The organism is Methylobacterium sp. E-066 (assembly GCF_022829635.1).
Classification (GTDB): domain Bacteria; phylum Pseudomonadota; class Alphaproteobacteria; order Rhizobiales; family Beijerinckiaceae; genus Methylobacterium.
The window spans coordinates 1-16,582 of the sequence record NZ_JAKSYO010000106.1 but is presented as its reverse complement, the minus strand read 5'-3'; the positions used below and the strand labels follow the sequence as shown (position 1 = coordinate 16,582).

General features: G+C 68.2%; 14 protein-coding genes and 1 tRNA gene. 11 read left to right on the top strand and 4 right to left on the bottom strand.

What is annotated here, in order from left to right; translation table 11 throughout:
* Positions 1-94 precede the first annotated feature (94 nt).
* On the top strand, positions 95-868 hold the full coding sequence (locus MKL20_RS15260; protein ID WP_244037379.1) for an RNA methyltransferase: 774 nt from the start codon (positions 95-97) through the stop codon (positions 866-868).
* Here MKL20_RS15260 and MKL20_RS15255 read toward each other — a convergent pair whose 3' ends face one another.
* The gene (locus MKL20_RS15255) at positions 869-1,051 is read right to left on the bottom strand and encodes a hypothetical protein (RefSeq protein WP_244037378.1); all 183 of its coding nucleotides are present in this window, start codon (positions 1,049-1,051) and stop codon (positions 869-871) included.
* 110 nt (positions 1,052-1,161) lie between these two features.
* Here MKL20_RS15255 and ccmA point away from each other — a divergent pair, with 110 nt between their 5' ends.
* The 8 genes from ccmA to MKL20_RS15215 all read left to right on the top strand — a co-directional run bounded on the left by ccmA (position 1,162) and on the right by MKL20_RS15215 (position 10,317).
* Positions 1,162-1,797 carry a heme ABC exporter ATP-binding protein CcmA gene (gene ccmA / locus MKL20_RS15250; RefSeq protein ID WP_244037377.1) on the top strand — a complete coding sequence of 212 codons (636 nt, stop codon included), beginning with the start codon at positions 1,162-1,164 and terminating at the stop codon, positions 1,795-1,797.
* Positions 1,794-2,462, top strand: coding sequence for a heme exporter protein CcmB (ccmB, locus tag MKL20_RS15245; RefSeq protein WP_244037376.1), 669 nt, complete (start codon positions 1,794-1,796; stop codon positions 2,460-2,462). Before ccmA ends, ccmB begins: the two co-directional genes overlap by 4 nt.
* A 992-nt stretch (positions 2,463-3,454) precedes the next feature.
* The gene (gene rpsT / locus MKL20_RS15240; RefSeq protein ID WP_147856441.1) at positions 3,455-3,721 is read left to right on the top strand and encodes a 30S ribosomal protein S20; all 267 of its coding nucleotides are present in this window, start codon (positions 3,455-3,457) and stop codon (positions 3,719-3,721) included.
* A gap of 487 nt (positions 3,722-4,208) precedes the next feature.
* Entirely contained in the window at positions 4,209-5,705 is a 1,497-nt protein-coding gene (gene dnaA / locus MKL20_RS15235) for a chromosomal replication initiator protein DnaA (RefSeq protein WP_244037375.1), read from the top strand.
* Between the two features lie 222 nt (positions 5,706-5,927).
* On the top strand, positions 5,928-7,136 hold the full coding sequence (locus tag MKL20_RS15230; RefSeq protein ID WP_244037374.1) for an acetyl-CoA C-acetyltransferase: 1,209 nt from the start codon (positions 5,928-5,930) through the stop codon (positions 7,134-7,136).
* 121 nt (positions 7,137-7,257) lie between these two features.
* On the top strand, positions 7,258-7,743 hold the full coding sequence (locus MKL20_RS15225) for a hypothetical protein (protein WP_244037373.1): 486 nt from the start codon (positions 7,258-7,260) through the stop codon (positions 7,741-7,743).
* A gap of 52 nt (positions 7,744-7,795) precedes the next feature.
* Positions 7,796-8,110: a hypothetical protein gene (locus tag MKL20_RS15220; RefSeq protein WP_244037372.1), complete on the top strand. Its 315-nt coding sequence runs from the start codon at positions 7,796-7,798 to the stop codon at positions 8,108-8,110.
* 2 nt (positions 8,111-8,112) lie between these two features.
* Positions 8,113-10,317: a 3-hydroxyacyl-CoA dehydrogenase NAD-binding domain-containing protein gene (locus MKL20_RS15215; protein WP_244037371.1), complete on the top strand. Its 2,205-nt coding sequence runs from the start codon at positions 8,113-8,115 to the stop codon at positions 10,315-10,317.
* A gap of 170 nt (positions 10,318-10,487) precedes the next feature.
* Here MKL20_RS15215 and MKL20_RS15210 read toward each other — a convergent pair whose 3' ends face one another.
* The 3 genes from MKL20_RS15210 to MKL20_RS15200 all read right to left on the bottom strand — a co-directional run bounded on the left by MKL20_RS15210 (position 10,488) and on the right by MKL20_RS15200 (position 15,196).
* Entirely contained in the window at positions 10,488-11,348 is an 861-nt protein-coding gene (locus MKL20_RS15210; protein WP_244037370.1) for a 3'-5' exonuclease, read from the bottom strand.
* A gap of 70 nt (positions 11,349-11,418) precedes the next feature.
* A complete protein-coding gene (ligA, locus tag MKL20_RS15205) occupies positions 11,419-13,848 on the bottom strand; it encodes an NAD-dependent DNA ligase LigA (RefSeq protein ID WP_244037369.1) in 2,430 nt (809 codons plus the stop codon).
* A 64-nt stretch (positions 13,849-13,912) separates the two neighbouring features.
* Positions 13,913-15,196: an MFS transporter gene (locus MKL20_RS15200; RefSeq protein WP_244037368.1), complete on the bottom strand. Its 1,284-nt coding sequence runs from the start codon at positions 15,194-15,196 to the stop codon at positions 13,913-13,915.
* 127 nt (positions 15,197-15,323) lie between these two features.
* Here MKL20_RS15200 and MKL20_RS15195 point away from each other — a divergent pair, with 127 nt between their 5' ends.
* Both MKL20_RS15195 and MKL20_RS15190 read left to right on the top strand, forming a co-directional pair.
* Positions 15,324-16,022, top strand: coding sequence for a 4'-phosphopantetheinyl transferase family protein (locus tag MKL20_RS15195; RefSeq protein ID WP_244037367.1), 699 nt, complete (start codon positions 15,324-15,326; stop codon positions 16,020-16,022).
* Between the two features lie 82 nt (positions 16,023-16,104).
* Positions 16,105-16,181 (top strand) — tRNA-Pro (locus tag MKL20_RS15190).
* Positions 16,182-16,582 lie beyond the last annotated feature (401 nt).

Below are 16,582 nucleotides of genomic sequence, written 5' to 3'. Positions count from 1 at the left end.
GGCCTTTTCGGCAGCGGAAGGCGCGGGCTGTCATCCGGCCGGCTTCGTCACCCGGGCCTCGACGGGCTGCCGCCCCCTGTGCCAGAGGGCCGGCATGACGACGCCAGAGCAACAGAGCGAGAAACCGTCGACGACCACCGAGGTGCCGCCGGGGATCGCCCCGGTGGTGATCCTGGTTGAGCCGCAGCTCGCCGAGAATATCGGCATGACGGCCCGGGCCATGGCGAATTTCGGCCTGTCGGAGCTGCGCCTGGTCAACCCCAAGAACGGCTGGCCCAAGAAGGGCGTGCGCGAGGCGGCCTCGGGCGCCACCCATGTCCTCGACCGGGCGACGATCCACAGCAGCGTCGCAGAGGCGATCGGCGACCTGCACTACGTGCTCGCCACCACGGCGCGCGAGCGCGGGCAGATGAAACGGGTCTTCGCCCCCGAGGCCGCCATGGGCGAGGTGGTCGCCCGGGAGGGGCAGCGCATTGGGGTGATGTTCGGCCGGGAGCGGGTCGGGCTGACGAACGAAGAAGTTTCGCTCGCCGATGCGATCATCACCTTCCCGGTCTCCCCGGATTTCCCGTCTCTGAACCTCGCGCAGGCGGTGCTGCTGGTGGGCTATGCCTGGCGCCAGGCCAGCGGGCGGGCGGTTCTGCCGTTCTCGGGGGAGCTGCTATCGCCGCCGGCCAGCCGCGAGGCGCTGATGTCGCTGTTCGGCAGCCTGGAGACGGCCCTCGACGGCGCCGGCTTCTACCCGCCGGAGAAGCGGGAGATCATCGCCCGCAACATGCGCGACATGCTCCACCGCATGAGCCTGACCGAGCAGGATGTCCGCACCTTCCGCGGCGCGCTGCGGGCGCTGACGCGAAAGGGCACCTGATCAGTCGGCGGCCTGCATGTCGGGCGGCTTGCCACCGCCGAAGCAGCGCCCCACCGCCTCCCAGAACGCCGCCTGTTCCTCGGGCGTGCAGAGCGCCATTCGCGCCTCGACCAGCGCCCGGCCGGCCATCGCGTCCGCCGTCGTGGCGACTTCGGATTCAGTCGGGTTTCTCGCCTCGTTCATCGGAGCCTCCGTAACCGGTGAAAAAGACGGAGCGTAGCGGCACGGTTCCGTTGCGGGCCGCAATCGGGCATGGAGGCGCCGCGCGTCGGCGGGAGAGGGCGGGGTATCGGGTGCGGCTCAGCGTGGACAATCTCGCCTGCCGCCGCTCCGGGCGCCGCATTTTTTCCGGTCTGGCCTTCGCCCTCGGGCCGGGGGATGCCCTGGCGGTGACCGGACGGAACGGCGCCGGGAAGTCGAGCCTGCTCGCCATCCTGTCGGGCCGGCTGCGGCCCGATGCCGGGCGCGTCGAGGTGGCCGAGGTCGGCGAGGCGAGCCTGCCGGAATGCCTCCACGTCGTCGGCCATCGCGACGGGCTCAAGAGTTCGCTGACCGCCGGCGAGAACCTGCTGTTCGCGCAAAAACTCCTCGGCGCGCCGCGGCTGTCGCCCCGGAATGCGCTGGAGCAGCTCGGCCTCGGCCATGCCCATGACCTGCCGGTGGGCTACCTGTCGGCCGGCCAGAGGCGGCGGGTGGCTTTGGCGCGGTTGCTGGTCTGCGAGCGCCCGCTCTGGCTCCTCGACGAGCCGACCGCGGCCCTCGACACCGCCTCGCAGGCCTTGCTCGCCGGCCTGATGGCGGCGCATCGGGTCGGGGGCGGCCTTGTGATCGCCGCCACCCACCAGGCGCTCGGCCTCGACGGGGCGGCGGAGCTGTGCATCGAGGCGTCGGTCGCTCCGGAGCCCGAGCCCATGGAGGATTGGGCGTGACCCGCGCGATCCTGGCCCTGATCGCCCGCGACCTGCGCCTGGCCGGCCGGGTCGGCGGCTCCGGCGCCCTGTCGCTGGTGTTCTTCCTGATGATCGTCGCCCTGGTGCCGTTCGCGCTCGGGCCCGACCTCAATTTGCTGTCGCGGATCGGCCCGGCGATCCTCTGGCTCGCGGCGGTGCTCTCGACCCTGATCGGCCTCGACCGCCTGTTTCAAGCCGACGAGGAGGACGGCTCCCTCGACCTGATGACTGCCGCCCCGGTGCCCCTCGAAGGCGTCGTGCTCGCCAAGGTCACGGCGCATTGGCTGACCACCGGCCTGCCCCTGGCGCTCGCCTCGCCGCTCTTCGGCCTGCTCGTCGCCCTGGACGGCACCGCCATGGGCGCCACGGCGCTGACCCTGCTCGCCGGAACCCCGGCACTCAGCTTCATCGGCGCGGTCGGAGCTGCGCTGACGGCCTCGATTCGCCGGGGCGGCCTGATTCTCGCGGTGCTGGTCCTGCCGCTGATGATTCCGAGCCTGATCTTCGGCGTCTCGGCCGCCCAGGCGGCGACGGGCGGCACGGTGCCGTTCCTGGTGCCGCTGGCGGTGTTGGCGGCGCTGACCCTGATCGCCGCCGTGGTCGGCACGCTGGCGGCGGCGGCGGCTTTGCGCTGGCCGGAGTGACACGTGATCACCTGCCGCCATGCCTCAAATCATCATATTGAATTGTCTCGATCTAATCCATTGAGTTTTCGGACAAGATCTTCAGTAGGTAATCGTATTCTCCGTCGATATCTTCCGTGCCTCGGAATGTTGAAATTTCTATATGATTGTCATCGAAGCACTCTATTTCGAGTCGCAGACCATATAATGTCGCATCAACCCTAATTGTGTCTGGACGGTCACGGGCGAGACGAAATTTCACTTTCGATTTTTCGAGAAGATTCAAAATTCTAAAAATAGATACAGGTTCCATTCTTATGCCTCCTACTTTTTGAAGCGATTATCAAATAATAGTTTATGTGCTTTCTTGGCTCCGGGTTCATTAGCTCGCGCGGCAGCCTTCAAATCTGAGATATCCATTCCGAGGAATTGTCGAGGGAATTCGCGATAAATTTATCCTACGCAGTTGGCCTCGATATACTCCTGGCATGTTTCGGCAATTTGCTGATAATTCGATCCAGGGCGCGAGTTTTCCGCTTCACGCGCCCACTGTCCGGCATTGGGTTGGCCGGCGGGTACACGAGGCTGTTCTGGCGAATACGCTCGTTGAAGAGCAAGTCGCAGCTTTAAAAGCTTAAATTCGAATGTGAGACCAGCCACAAGGCTGCGTAGCAACGCCACTTCGAATGACGGATTTGAGCGTAACGCCATTCACGGACGGCCCTCTCTCCCGTATGGACTGAGAGACTTGTATCTGAATTAAAGCCTATTTACAAGGAAAAAATGACCACCCGAGAACCTGTGATGGCTTCGCCGAAGCTCGCCGTGTCGCTGGGCTTGCTCCGACCGATGCGTTGACGCGACATCGGACCGTGTCTATAGAGCGCGCTTCGCCGAGGGGCCGCGCTTTCGCGCGCGCTGCGTCTCGGCCATCGCCTGACAACCTGATGCGACGACCGATTCCCGGCTGAGCCGGCCCGTCGGCATCGCCCGACGAAGAGAACGAGGACTCCATGGCCAACACCGCTTCGGCCAAGAAAATGACCCGCAAGATCGAGAAGCGCACGGCGGTCAACCGCTCGCGCCGCTCGCGCATGCGCACCTTCGTCCGCAAGGTCGAGGAGGCGATCGCCGCCGGCAACCAGCAGGACGCGCTGACCGCCCTGCGGGCCGCCGAGCCCGAGATGATGCGCGCTGCCCAGCACGGCATCGTCCATAAGAACAACGCCTCGCGGAAGGTCTCGCGCCTGGCCGCCCGGGTGAAGGCGCTGGCCGCCTAAGCCGCCACCGCACCACTGGACGAGACAAAGCCCGGCCTTCGCGCCGGGCTTTTTCGTGTCCGCTGTCCGGATGCGCTTGGCTGCTCCGTGTCCCGGGCCGTCGCGAAGCGTTAACCCTAGACCAGAATTTGGTACGTTGCAGAGTCTAGGGGCGGCGTGTAGCTTAACAGAAGCTGACTGCGTTCAAGCAAAAACTGCCGATATCGGGACGAGAGCGAATCAATCCGATTCGCCAAGACTCTAGCAAGCGGCTTGGTTGGGTCAGGAAACACTTGCGGTTGGGAATCTGGGCCATCCCCACAAGTCCCACTGTTAAAGGAACTGTAGGTAATTGTTGATAGGCTCTTCCAATCGGCAAAAGTTCCTTGGTGGGGAGTTGACTCCACCCAAGGAGTCTGTCCCGCCCGGTCATGCGGGACGCTGAGGGCGTAAATCGTGCGTACGCGCAGCCTGCGGGTTTCCGCCGGCGGCGTCGGGAGAGCCAGTGATGCGTGTCGACGGAACGGTGGCGAGCGACGACGAGGGTGGCCGCAGCGGCGGCACTACGGATTTCGGACCCGCCTGGGCGCGGGTGAAGCGGCGGCTGCGCGCCGAGCTGGGCGAGGACGTGTTCGCCAGCTGGTTCGCCCGTCTGGAACTCGAAGGCGTATCGGCCGGCACGGCACGGCTGACGGTGCCGACGCGCTTCCTCAAGAGCTGGATCGAATCGCACTACCTCGACCGGGTGCTCGGCACCTTCAAGGCCGAGGCCGAGGAGATCGCCCGGATTGAGGTCGGCGTGCGCGGCACCGGCGCCCCGGCGCGTCCCGCCGTCGTCGGCGCGCCCAAGGCCGGCCCGGCCAGCGGCCCGCTCGCCCGGCTCCACGCCACCAACACGCCGGCCCCCGTGGCCACCACTGTCGCGGCCGCCTCCGAGCAGCGCAACGCCGATGCTGGGGGCGACCTCAGCGGCACGCCGCTCGATGCGCGGCTGACCTTCTCCAGCTTCGTCATCGGCCGCTCGAACGCGCTGGCCCACGCCGCCGCCGAGCGGGTCGCCCGGCACCAGGGCGAGGGCGCGCTGTACAACCCGCTCTACCTCCATGCCGGCGTCGGCCTGGGCAAGACGCATCTGCTGCACGGGATCGGCCACGCCGCCCGCGAGGCCGGGCGCCGGGTGATCTACCTGACCGCCGACCGGTTCATGTACGGCTTCGTCAACGCCCTGAAGACTCAGTCGGCGCTCGCCTACAAGGAGCGCCTGCGCGGCATCGATCTGCTGATCCTGGACGACGTCCAGTTCATCCAGGGCAAGTCGATCCAGGCCGAGTTCGGCCACACGATCAACGCGCTGATCGATGCCGGCCGGCAGGTCGTCGTCGCCTCGGATCGTCCCCCGACCGAGCTGGAGGCGCTGGACGAGCGCGTGCGCTCGCGCCTGGGCGGCGGCCTCGTGGTCGAGATCACGGCCCTCGATGAGGCCCTACGGGTCTCGATCCTGTCGGCGCGGCTCGCCGCGGTGCGGGCGGCGCATCCGGGCTTCGACGTGTCGCCGCAGGTCGCGACCTACGTGGCCCGGGCGATCACGGCCAACGGTCGCGACCTCGAAGGCGCGGTCAACCGGTTGCTGGCCCATGCCACGCTCACCGGCACCGCCGTCACGATGGAGACCGCCGAGAGCGCGATCCGCGACCTCGTGAAGAACCGCGAGCCGAAGCGGATCAAGATCGAGGACATCCAGAAGCTGGTCGCCTCGCGCTACAACGTCTCGCGTTCGGACATCCTGTCGGAGCGGCGCACCGCCGCCGTGGTCAAGCCGCGCCAGATCGCCATGTACCTGTCGAAGGTGCTGACCCTGCGCTCGCTGCCCGAGATCGGCCGTCGGTTCGGTGGACGCGACCATACGACCGTGCTGCACGCGGTGCGCAAGATCGAGAAGCTGATCGGCGAGGATACGATCCTCGGCGACGAGGTCGAGCTCCTGAAGCGCATGCTCCAAGACTAAGGTCCCGACCGGGATACAGGCCGCCACCGGCCATCGAGATTGCGAGCCGCGCCCGATCGAACCCCGATCGGGCGCGGCTCTGTTTCGAGCTCCCTTCGAAGCTCTACGTTTCACCGCGGCCCGGGATGGTGCGAGGCGCATGCGCCGTGGCAGACTGGCGCCCAGCGACTCGGCCCGGTATGGCCGCGTCGCCAACAGGCAAGAACACGCTGGGGAACGCCGATGCCCGAAGCCTTCATCTACGATCACGTCCGCACGCCGCGCGGCCGTGGCAAGGCGGATGGCGCGCTGCACGAGGTGACGGCCCTGCGCCTTGCCGAGACGGCCCTGCGAGCGCTCAAGGACCGCACCGGCCTCGACACGGCTTTGGTCGACGACGTGATCCTCGGCTGTGTCGACCCGGTGGGCGAGGCGGGGGGCGACATCGCCCGCGCCGCGGCCCTGGTCTCGGATTACGGCGACCATGTCCCGGGCATCCAGATCAACCGCTTCTGCGCGTCGGGCCTCGATGCCGTGAATTTCGCTGCCGCGCAGGTGATGAGCGGCCAGCACGCGATGGCGGTGGGCGGCGGCGTCGAATCGATGAGCCGCATCGGCATCGGCGCCTCGGGGGGCGCGTGGCCGGTCGATCCGGCGATCGCCATCAAGTCGTATTTCATGCCGCAGGGCGTCTCGGCCGACCTGATCGCCACCAAGTACGGCTTCTCGCGGGACGATTGCGACGCCTACGCGGTCCGCTCGCAGGCGCGCTCGGCCAAGTCCTGGGCGGACGGGCTGTTCGGCGGCTCGGTGGTGCCGGTGCGCGACGTGAACGGCATCACGCTGCTCGACCGCGACGAGCATATGCGGCCGGGCACCGACATGCAGTCGCTGGCCGCGCTGAAGGCCTCCTTCGTCCAGATGGGACAGATGGGCGGGTTCGACGCGGTGGCGACGGATGCGCATCCGGATGTCGAGACGGTCAACCACGTCCACCATGCCGGCAACTCGTCGGGCATCGTTGACGGCGCCGCTGCCGTGCTGATCGGCTCGAAGGCGGCCGGCGACGCCGCCGGGCTGCGGCCGCGGGCGCGGATCCGGGCGTTCGCCAATATCGGCTCGGACCCGGCCCTGATGCTCACCGGCCCGGTCGACGTCACCCGCAAGGTCCTGGCCCGGTCGGGGCTGAGCCTGTCCGATATCGACCTGTTCGAGGTGAACGAGGCCTTCGCGGCCGTCGTCCTGCGCTTCTGCCAGGCGTTCGATCTCGATCCCGAGATCGTCAACGTCACCGGCGGCGCGATCGCGCTCGGCCATCCGCTGGGCGCCACCGGCGCGATGATCCTCGGAACGGCGCTCGACGAGCTGGAGCGCACCGGCAAGGAGCGCGCCCTGGTCACCCTCTGCATCGGAGCCGGCATGGGCACCGCCACGATCATCGAGCGGGTCTGAGCGGCCCTGCGGCGCGGGAGCCGGCGGGGGCCGCTCCCCAAAGCCCGGGAACGCTGGTAGAGGCGCGGATGACGTGCGGCGCGAATCCGGGCCGAACGATAACAAATTGGGAGTCGAGCCCTTGAACCGCCTGATCGCGACGCTCTGCCTGGGCGTCTCCATGAGCCTGCCGCTTGCTGCGCGCGCCGACGAAGCGTCGGACCGCGTCGCCGAGGCGACCTCGCTCGTGAACAAGACCCTGATCAAGAACCTTCAGACCGGCTTCAACGTCGCCCTGGAGAAGACCGTGGCGCCGATGCCGGAATCGCGCGCCGAGGCCGTGCGAAAGGAACTCACCGACGAGTTCGAGAAGCAGCGCGGCATCATGATCGAGGGGCTGTCGAAGGAATACGCCCAGAAGTTCACGCTCGCCGAGCTGAAGCATCTCGACGAGATCTATGCCGATCCGACCTATCTCAAGTTCCAGACGATGAACGCCGATCCGAACTCGGCGGTGACGGCGATCTCGCAGAACTCGGTGACCAAGCTCCTGAACATGCTGGCGGTGGCCGCCGCCACCGACAACGCCCCGAAGACCGGTGCGCCGCCGGTTCCGCCGCCCAAATGAATCGAAGCATGCTATTGGGTTAAAGCGACAATCTTGTTCGGGAAAACCGCCAATGTCGATCCAAAAGGATGATCTAAGCGACGTTTTTGTGACCGGCGGCGGTAATCTCGAGCAGATCGTCTATCATACCCAATACGATGATCCCGACACGGGACCTCATGGCTTCGCAGTGGCCGTCGTCAGGCCATATGGCGAGGGTCATCGGCGCCGGATTGCCATGCGGTGGTGCGATCAACCCGGTCGGAAGCTCGGATTTCCACAATCATCTGCTCGGGCTGCTTGGTTTGAAGTCCCGCTATGGCTTGAATCGGCCATTCTGAAAGCTGTCGCCGAGCAGTTAGCGAAGGAAATTAGCGAGGAGGGCTGATGATGACGGAGTCGCAAAACAATTTCCGCTTCGAGACCGATTTAGACGGCGTTGCGGTGGCGACCTGGGACATGCCGGGCCGTTCGATGAACGTGATCACCGAAGGGGTGATGGATCAGCTGGAGCAGATCATCGAGACGGTCGCCTCGGACGCTGCGATCAAGGGTTGCGTGATCGCCACCGGCAAGGACAATTTTTCCGCGGGCGCCGACCTCACGATGCTGCAAGCTCACCGCCGGGCCTACGAGCAGTTGAAAGCCGAGCAGGGCGAGGAGGTGGCGATGCGCCACTTCTTCGAGGCGTCGCGCCGGCTGTCGCTGCTGTTCCGCCGGTTGGAGACCAGCGGCAAGCCGTTCGCCGCGGCGATCCAGGGCCTGTGCCTGGGCGGCGCCTTCGAGCTGGCCCTGTCCTGCCACCACCGCGTCGCGTCGGATGACGCGAAGACGCGGGTCGGGCTGCCGGAGATCAAGGTCGGGCTGTTCCCGGGCGGCGGCGGCACCCAGCGGGTCGCCCGGCTGATGCAGACCGGCGACGCGCTCCAGATGCTGTTCAAGGGCGAGCAGATCCGGGCGCCCATGGCCAAGGGCATGGGCCTGATCCACGCGGTGGCGCCGCAGGCCGAGATCGTCGAGCGCGCCAAGGCCTGGATCCGCGAGGGCGGCTCCGCGGTCGCCCCCTGGGACGTGCCAAAATTCAAGGCGCCCTCCGGCAAGGTCTATTCGCCCGCCGGCATGATGATCTGGCCGCCGGCCAACGCGATCTACCGCCGCGAGACCCACGACAATTACCCGGCCGCCAAGGCGATCCTGGCCTCGGTCTACGAGGGCCTCCAGCTGCCCATGGACCTCGCCCTGCGGGTCGAGAGCCGGTACTTCGCGCATATCCTGCGCTCGAAGGAGGCGGCGGCGATGATCCGCACGCTGTTCATCTCCATGGGCGAGCTGAACAAGGGCGCCCGCCGGCCGAAGGACGTGCCGGCCACCAACTTGCGGCGGGTCGGGGTGATCGGCGCCGGCTTCATGGGCGCCGGCGTCGCCTACGTCACCGCGCAGGCCGGCCTCGAAGTCGTGCTGGTCGACCAGTCGATCGAGGCCGCCGAGAAGGGCAAGGCCTACGCCCACACGCTGATCACCGGCCAGATCAACAAGGGCCGCGCCAAGACCGCCGATCGCGACGCGCTGCTCGGCCGGATCACCACCACGGCGGACTACGCCACCCTCAGCGGTTGCGACCTCGTGATCGAGGCGGTGTTCGAGGATCCCAGGGTCAAGGCCGAGGTGATCCAGAAGGTCGAGGCGGTGATCGGCCCCGACACGATCTTCGCCTCCAACACCTCGACGCTGCCGATCACCGGCCTGGCGAAGAATTCGCAGCGGCCGGATCGGTTTGTCGGCATCCACTTCTTCTCGCCCGTCGAGAAGATGATGCTGGTCGAGATCATCAAGGGTCAGGCCACCGGCGACGCGGCGCTCGCTACCGCCCTCGACTATGTGCGGCTGATCAAGAAGACTCCGATCGTCGTGAACGACGCCCGTGGCTTCTTCGCCAACCGCTGCGTCGGCGCCTACATCCTCGAAGGTCACAAGATGCTGGCCGAGGGCGTGCCGCCCGCGATGATCGAGAGCGCGGGCCGTCAGGCCGGCATGCCGGTCGGGCCGCTCTCGCTCAACGACGAGGTCGCCCTCGACCTCGTGCTCAAGATCGCCAAGGCCACCGAGGCCCAGGTCGGGGAGGGGGCGGTCGACCCGGCCCAGAAGTCGATCCTCACCGCTATGGTCGAAGGCCAGGGCCGGCTCGGGCGCAAGAACCGCAAGGGCTTCTACGATTACCCGGAGGGCTCGCCCAAGCGCCTCTGGCCGGGCCTGGCGGAGCTGCAGCCCAACCGGCTCGCCCCGGAGACTGTGGATTTCAACGAGCTGAAGCAGCGGCTCCTGGTGGTCCAGGCGCTCGAAGCCGCCCGCACCGTCGGCGAGGGCGTGGTCACCGATCCCCGGGAGGCCGATGTCGGCTCGATCCTGGGCTTCGGCTTCGCGCCGTTCACCGGCGGCACGCTGTCCTACATCGATTTCATGGGCGCGGCCTCCTTCGTGGCGCTCGCCCGAGGCCTGGAGGCCAAGCACGGTCCCCGCTTCCGGGTGCCCGACACCCTGGCGGCCATGGCCGAGCAGGGCGGGACCTTCTACGGGGAGCAGAAGCGCGCCGCCTGATCTTTTTGGCGGAAGGACATCAGACCAGGGCTTGAGAGCCGTTCTCGATCGCTTCGGGAACGGCTCGGGTCACTGCGCCTGCGGCTGGTCATGCACCGCATATTGCCTCGCATGATATCGCGCGTGCGGTCGCTGCGTTCCGGTCTTGCCTGGAGGCAGCCTGATCAGGGTCAGGCGACGCAAACCTTCGCGCCGAGCATGCGGGCGAGCAGTTCGACATCGTTGGCGTTGTCGGAAAGCAGGTCGGTGATGTCGCCGACTTCCAGCGCCTTTACGTGGCGACAGCGCATTCCGTAGCGGCCGGCCGTGCAGGTGCAACGCAACTGCGGGCCGCCGGCACGCTCTTCCAGCAAGACGCTGTATTGGTTGCCGGTCGAACCCCGGATCGTAAAGCTCAGCGCCGAAGGGGCCGTCGGAAAGGCGGCCATCGCGCGGTTGCTGATCGCCCCCGGAGCCCGGCGGGGCAAGGAGGGACCGCCCGTAACCCGGGTGACCGGCACGCCGATCGCCGCGGCGAGGCCGTGGACGTCCGGGGTCTCGGTCTCGCGCATGGCAGCCAGCGCGATCGCCGCGCAGGCATAGGCATCCTCGCCGGCATCGTGGTGCTCAAAGCGGATGCCGAGGCGCCGGGCAACCTTGCCGAGGCCGCATCCCTCCGGCGCGGGAAACACCCGGCGGGCGATCTGGACGGTGCACAGATAGGACAGCGCCGGCACCGGCAGGCCGGCGCGGGCCAGGCCGGCCCGCAGCACGCCGATATCGAAGCTGGCGTTGTGAGCCAGGATCAGACCGCTGGTCAGGTCGCCGAGATATGGCGCCATCACCCCGGCGAAGTCCGGCTGATCGGCGACGTTGGCCGGCAGGATGCCGTGGACCCGGATGTTGCCCGGCGAGAACCGCATCTCCGGCGGCCGGATCAGGTGGCTTTCCCGCCGCACGATCCGCCCGTCCGCGATCCAGGCAAGACCCACCGCGCAGGCGCTGTCACGCCGCTCGTTGGCCGTCTCGAAGTCGAGGGCCAGGACCGTCATCGCGGGTGGACCATGCCGGGGAACGTTCTCGGGGTGTTCCCAAGCGGTCTAAAGCCCCACGACTCGCGCTTCAACCCTCGGCGACCATCCCCAGCCAATCGTCCTCCGACACGACCCGGACGCCGTGCTTCTCGGCATCCTTGAGCTTCGAGCCGGCCCCCGGGCCCGCGACCACGAGGTCGGTCTTGGCCGAGACAGATCCAGAGACCTTCGCGCCCAGCCGCTCGGCCACCGCCTTGGCCTCGTTGCGGGTCATTTTTTCCAGAGTGCCGGTGAAGACCACGGTCTTGCCGGCGAAGGTTGAAGCGGCTGTCGGCCGCTCCATCGGCTCGACCGTCACCTCTTCGAGCAGGGCCGCGACCGCGTCGGCATTGTGCGGCTCGGAGAAGAACAGGATCAGCGCGTCGGTCGCCACCGGACCGATCTCGCCGTCATCGGCGAACAGCCGATAGGCATCGCCTGGCTTCTGCGCGGCGGCCCGGGCGAGCGCGGCCCGCACGGCATCGGCATCGCCGTAATGCTGCAGAAGGTTTTCCCGCTGGGGCGCGCTGAGGCGCGCACGCGGCGCGTCGGAGGGCGCGTCCTCCGGGAAGCCGAAATCGAGCAGCCGGTCGCGGGTCGTGTCGCCGATTCTGTCCACGGACCGCAGCTCGACCCAGTCCGGCCCTGGCTGCACAGCGGCCGCTTCCCGAATCGCCCCGATCAGCGACGGCATCTCAGAAAAACGCTTGGCCAGGGCCTTGGCGGTGGCCTCGCCGATCTGCGGGATGCCGAGGGCGAAGAGCAGGCGGTTCATCGGAACCTGGCGGCGCGCCTCGACGCCGGCGAGCAGGTTCTTGATCGCCTTGTCTTCGTCCTCGCCCTTCTTCTTGGCGGCTTTCTTGGGCGGCTCGGTCGTCCCGGCCCCGGCGCGCCGCTCGGCCGAGAGCGCCTCGCGCCGCGCCACGACAGCGGCCTTCAGGGTCTCGAAATCGAGTCGGAACAGGTCGGCGGGCTGGCGCACCAAGCCGGCCTCGAACAGCACCTCGATATAGGTCTCGCCGAAGCCTTCGATGTCGAAGCCGTTGCGCGACACGAAGTGTTTCAGCCGCTCCACCCCCTGCGCCGGGCAGATCAGGCCGCCGGTGCAGCGGCGGATCGCGTCGGGGCGGCCGGTGCGCGGGTTGATCGCCCGCACGGCGCGGCTGCCGCAGGCCGGGCAGGTCTCCGGGAAGGCGAAGGGCTGCGAATCCGGCGGGCGCTTGGTGAGGTCGACATCCATCACCTTGGGGATCACGTCGCCGGCCCGGACCACCGTGACGGTGTCGCCGACGCGGATATCGCGCCCGTCGCGGATCGGCTCGCCGTCGCCGCCGACGCCCTTCACGTAGCCCTCGTTGTGCAGCGTCGCGTTGGAGACGACCACGCCCCCCACCGTCACCGGTTTCAGCTTCGCCAGGGGGTTGAGCGAGCCGGTGCGGCCGACGTTGATGACGATGTCCTCGACCACCGTCGTCGCCTCCTGGGCGGCGAACTTGTGGGCCAGCGCCCAGCGGGGCGAGCGCGAGACGAAGCCGAGCCGCTTCTGCAGCGCGAGATCGTCGACCTTGTAGACGACGCCGTCGATGTCGTAGCCGAGCCCGGCCCGGTCCGCCTCGATCCGGCGATAATGGCCGAGCATGGCCTCGATGTCGGTGAAAGTCTGGGTGAGCGGGTTCACCGGCAGACCCCAGGCGGCGAAGCGCTCCAGGACGCCGGACTGCGTCTCGGCAATCGGCCCTGAGAGCTCGCCCCAGGCATAGGCGAAGAATTTCAGCGGCCGGGAGGCGGTGATGCCCGGGTCGAGCTGGCGCAGGCTGCCGGCGGCGGCGTTGCGCGGATTGGCGAAGAGCGGCTTGCCGGCGGCCTCCTGGCGGGCGTTGATCGCGGCGAAATCCGCGTGCGACAGGTAGACCTCGCCGCGCACCTCGCAGATCTCCGGCCAGCCGGTGCCTGCGAGCGTGGCCGGGATGTCCTGCACGGTGCGGGCATTCGCCGTGACGTTCTCGCCGACCTCGCCGTCGCCGCGGGTCGCCGCGGTCTCCAGCTTGCCGTTCACGTAGCGCAGCGACAGGGACAGGCCGTCGATCTTCGGCTCGGCCGTGAAGGCGAGGGGCGCGTCTTCGGCAAGCCCGAGGAAGCGGCGGACCCGAGCCACGAACTCGCTGACTTCCTCCGGGTCGAAGGCGTTGCCCAGCGACAGCATCGGCACGGCATGCCGGACCTTGGCGAATTTTTCCGAGGGCTTGGCGCCCACCGAGGCGCTGACCGCCCCGGTCCCGGCGAGATCGGGGAAGCGGGTCTCGATCGCCTCGAGCCGGCGGCGCAGGCGGTCGTATTCCGCATCCGAAATCTCGGGCGCATCCTCCTGATGGTAGAGCCGGTCCGCCTCATGAATCGCCTCCGAGAGCCGCGCGTGCTCGGTGCGCGCCTCCTCGGCGGTCAGGTCGAGCTCGGGCGTATCGGACTTCGCGGCTGGCATGGGGGCGTTCTAGCGCATCGCGGGCCGCGCGGGAGTCGGTTGGGGCGCGGCATCCCCATGTCCCTCAGCGCCGGGGCGCGAGCAGATCGCCGCGGCCGACCGACAGGAAGGCCCCCAAGAACACCGCGGCGACCACGGCGCTGAGGACGGCCAGCGGCATCACCGGGGCGAGCCAGCCCGCCAGCATCGTTCCGGTGACCGAGCCGAGATTCATCGCCGCCATGTAGACCTCGAACTGCGTCGCCGCGCCGGCGGGCCCGCGGCTGGCCTGCAGCAGAGCCGGCATCAGCGCGACGATCAGCAGCCCCGGCAGCGCGTTGGTGAGCGCCAGGATCAGCGGCGCCGCCGACCCCAGCAGACCGGCGGCGATCAGGATGCCCGCCAGCACGAAGGTCGACGCGCTCGCCAGCAGCAGGATTTTCAGAGGCCGCACCGGCCCGGCCCGGTCCGACCAGACGCCGATCGCGAAGGCGCCCGCGGTCCCGCTCACCAGGGCCAGACCGGCCTGAAGGCGCGACAGCGCAGCCGGGTCCCATCCCCGGCTCTGGAGCAGGTCGATCGAGAAGGGCAGCTCGAACAGCCCGAGGGCGCCGTCGAGGCCGAAGCACAGGGCGAGCAGCTGCAGCGCCCGCTTCCGCCGCAGGGCGAGGCCGAGGCGGCGCAGGAAGCGCAGAAACGGGATGCGCCGCGGCGCCGGGCCGCGCCTGCTAAAATCCACCAGCGCGTCACCGGGCGCCTCGCGCAGCAGCAGCATCGGCAGGCTTGCCAGGATGCCGGCCGCGAGCAGCCCGGCGAGGCTGACATCCAGCCCGTAGGCGGCGAGCGTCCAGCCGAAGACCGCAGCGCTGAGGCTGGTGCCGGCGACGAACCCGGCCCGCGTGCAGGCGCTGACCCGGCCGAGTTCGTCTGCCGGGACGTGATCCATGATCATCCGGTCGCAGGCGGTGTCGAGCAGGGACGCGAACACACTGTGGACCAGGAAGACGAGGCCGAGTAGGCCAACCTGATCGGCACCGAGCAGCAGCATCAGGGCGACCGCCGCGTGGCATCCGAGGATCGCCGCCACCGCGAAGGGCCGCCGCCGGCCCATGCGCAGATTCCCGGACCGATCAACCAGCGGTCCCCAAAGGATCGGCTGGAGTGTCCAGGGCAGCCCGGCCAGGGCGAAATGGAACCCGACCTCGGTCGCCGGGACGCCGCGCGCCGCGAGGTGATTGGCCAGGGCGGTCAGAGAGAATCCAGCGATCAGGCCCTGATAGAGGTAGGTCGCGAAGAACACGCCGTAGCGGGCACGCTGCCCGGCCAGACTCGGGGTTCGCAGCCATCCGTCACGCGACTGTGCGCTCAAGCCGGGATGCACTTGCCGGTCCGGTGCCGCACGACGATGCTCCTCATCCCACCGTCACCGGATCCAAGCCCGTGCCGCCTCGTCCCGAGCAGACTACGTCGTGCGCCCAGAAGCCGCGAGGCGTCGCGTGAGCGCGGCCGACATCTGGATCGTCGATCTCGCCCTGTCGCCGGACCAGCTTGATCTCTGCGCGGCAGTTCTCGACGCCGCCGAGCGCGACCGCGCCGCGCGCTTCCTGCGTCCGGTTGACCGCATGCGCTACCGGGCCAGCCATGCAGCGCTTCGGCTGATCCTCGGAGAGGCCTTGGGCCTCGCTCCTGCCGAGATCCGCCTGGAGGCCGGCGCCGGCGGCAAGCCCGAACTCGCCGGCTCCGCGCGGGGGACCCTCGATTTCAATCTGTCCCATTCCGGCGGCCGCGCGCTCATCGGTCTAGCACGCGGCGCCGCCATCGGCGTCGATGTCGAGGAAATCCGGCCCATCACGGACGCCCTGCGCATCGCCCGCGCGCATTTCGCGCCCGATGAGGCCGCTGCGCTGGCGGCGTTGTCGCCGAACGCTATCGATCACGCGTTCTTCGGTCTCTGGACGCGCAAGGAGGCGGTGGTGAAGGCGCTGGGCTCCGGCCTGTCGCTGCCGCTCAACCGCTTCAGCGTCAGCGTGCCGCCGGAGCCGCCGCGTCTCCTGCGTATGGCAGAGGGCGGTGCGTGGACCCTCGCGGGTATCGATTGCGGAGCGGGATACGCGGCAACGATCGCAGTGCGATCCGCGGAGGCCGGGATCGCGGTTCGGCATCTCCGGGGCGATTGGCCGAGCCGACTGCAGTGATCGCCTAAAACCGGCCTTGCGGTCCGGGAAAGGCGCGGCTATAAGCCCGCTGCCGGCAGTTGCGGACACGCAAGCCGGCCTTCGGAGTGTAGCGCAGTCTGGTAGCGCACCACGTTCGGGACGTGGGGGTCGCAGGTTCAAATCCTGCCACTCCGACCAAGCTCCTTCAGGGAGTACAGGTCTTCCCGCTTTTGCTGATCGCCGCGACTGAGATCTATCAGTCATGCTCGGCGCATGCTTGCAGCCAATTCTGTCGGCATCCCTGCATCACATCCATTTTCAGGCCGATCGTTCGGTCTGGACGCTTTCCGTCACCTGCATCATCGCGACGGCGTGAAGCCGATCGGCGACCAGATTTCGATCGTAGCCACGGTCGTGGCGTGACCGAAGGAGCCTCGGGTCCCCTCTCCCGTGCGGGTTACGATGTTCACACCTCGGCTTGCGAAAGCCGCCACGCGCCCCCTCTCCCGTGCGGGAGAGGGTTGGGGTGAGGGACCAGGTCTTTCCGGAAAACGCGCATCCCTCACCCTGTCCCTCTCCCGCACGGGAGAGGGGACCCG

Coding starts and splice junctions, on each gene's coding strand:
- MKL20_RS15260 (WP_244037379.1), top strand. CDS start 95: ATGACGACGCCAGAGCAACAGAGCGAGAAACCGTCGACGACCACCGAG.
- MKL20_RS15255 (WP_244037378.1), bottom strand. CDS start 1,051: ATGAACGAGGCGAGAAACCCGACTGAATCCGAAGTCGCCACGACGGCG.
- rpsT (WP_147856441.1), top strand. CDS start 3,455: ATGGCCAACACCGCTTCGGCCAAGAAAATGACCCGCAAGATCGAGAAG.
- dnaA (WP_244037375.1), top strand. CDS start 4,209: ATGCGTGTCGACGGAACGGTGGCGAGCGACGACGAGGGTGGCCGCAGC.
- MKL20_RS15230 (WP_244037374.1), top strand. CDS start 5,928: ATGCCCGAAGCCTTCATCTACGATCACGTCCGCACGCCGCGCGGCCGT.
- MKL20_RS15220 (WP_244037372.1), top strand. CDS start 7,796: ATGTCGATCCAAAAGGATGATCTAAGCGACGTTTTTGTGACCGGCGGC.
- MKL20_RS15215 (WP_244037371.1), top strand. CDS start 8,113: ATGACGGAGTCGCAAAACAATTTCCGCTTCGAGACCGATTTAGACGGC.
- MKL20_RS15210 (WP_244037370.1), bottom strand. CDS start 11,348: ATGACGGTCCTGGCCCTCGACTTCGAGACGGCCAACGAGCGGCGTGAC.
- ligA (WP_244037369.1), bottom strand. CDS start 13,848: ATGCCAGCCGCGAAGTCCGATACGCCCGAGCTCGACCTGACCGCCGAG.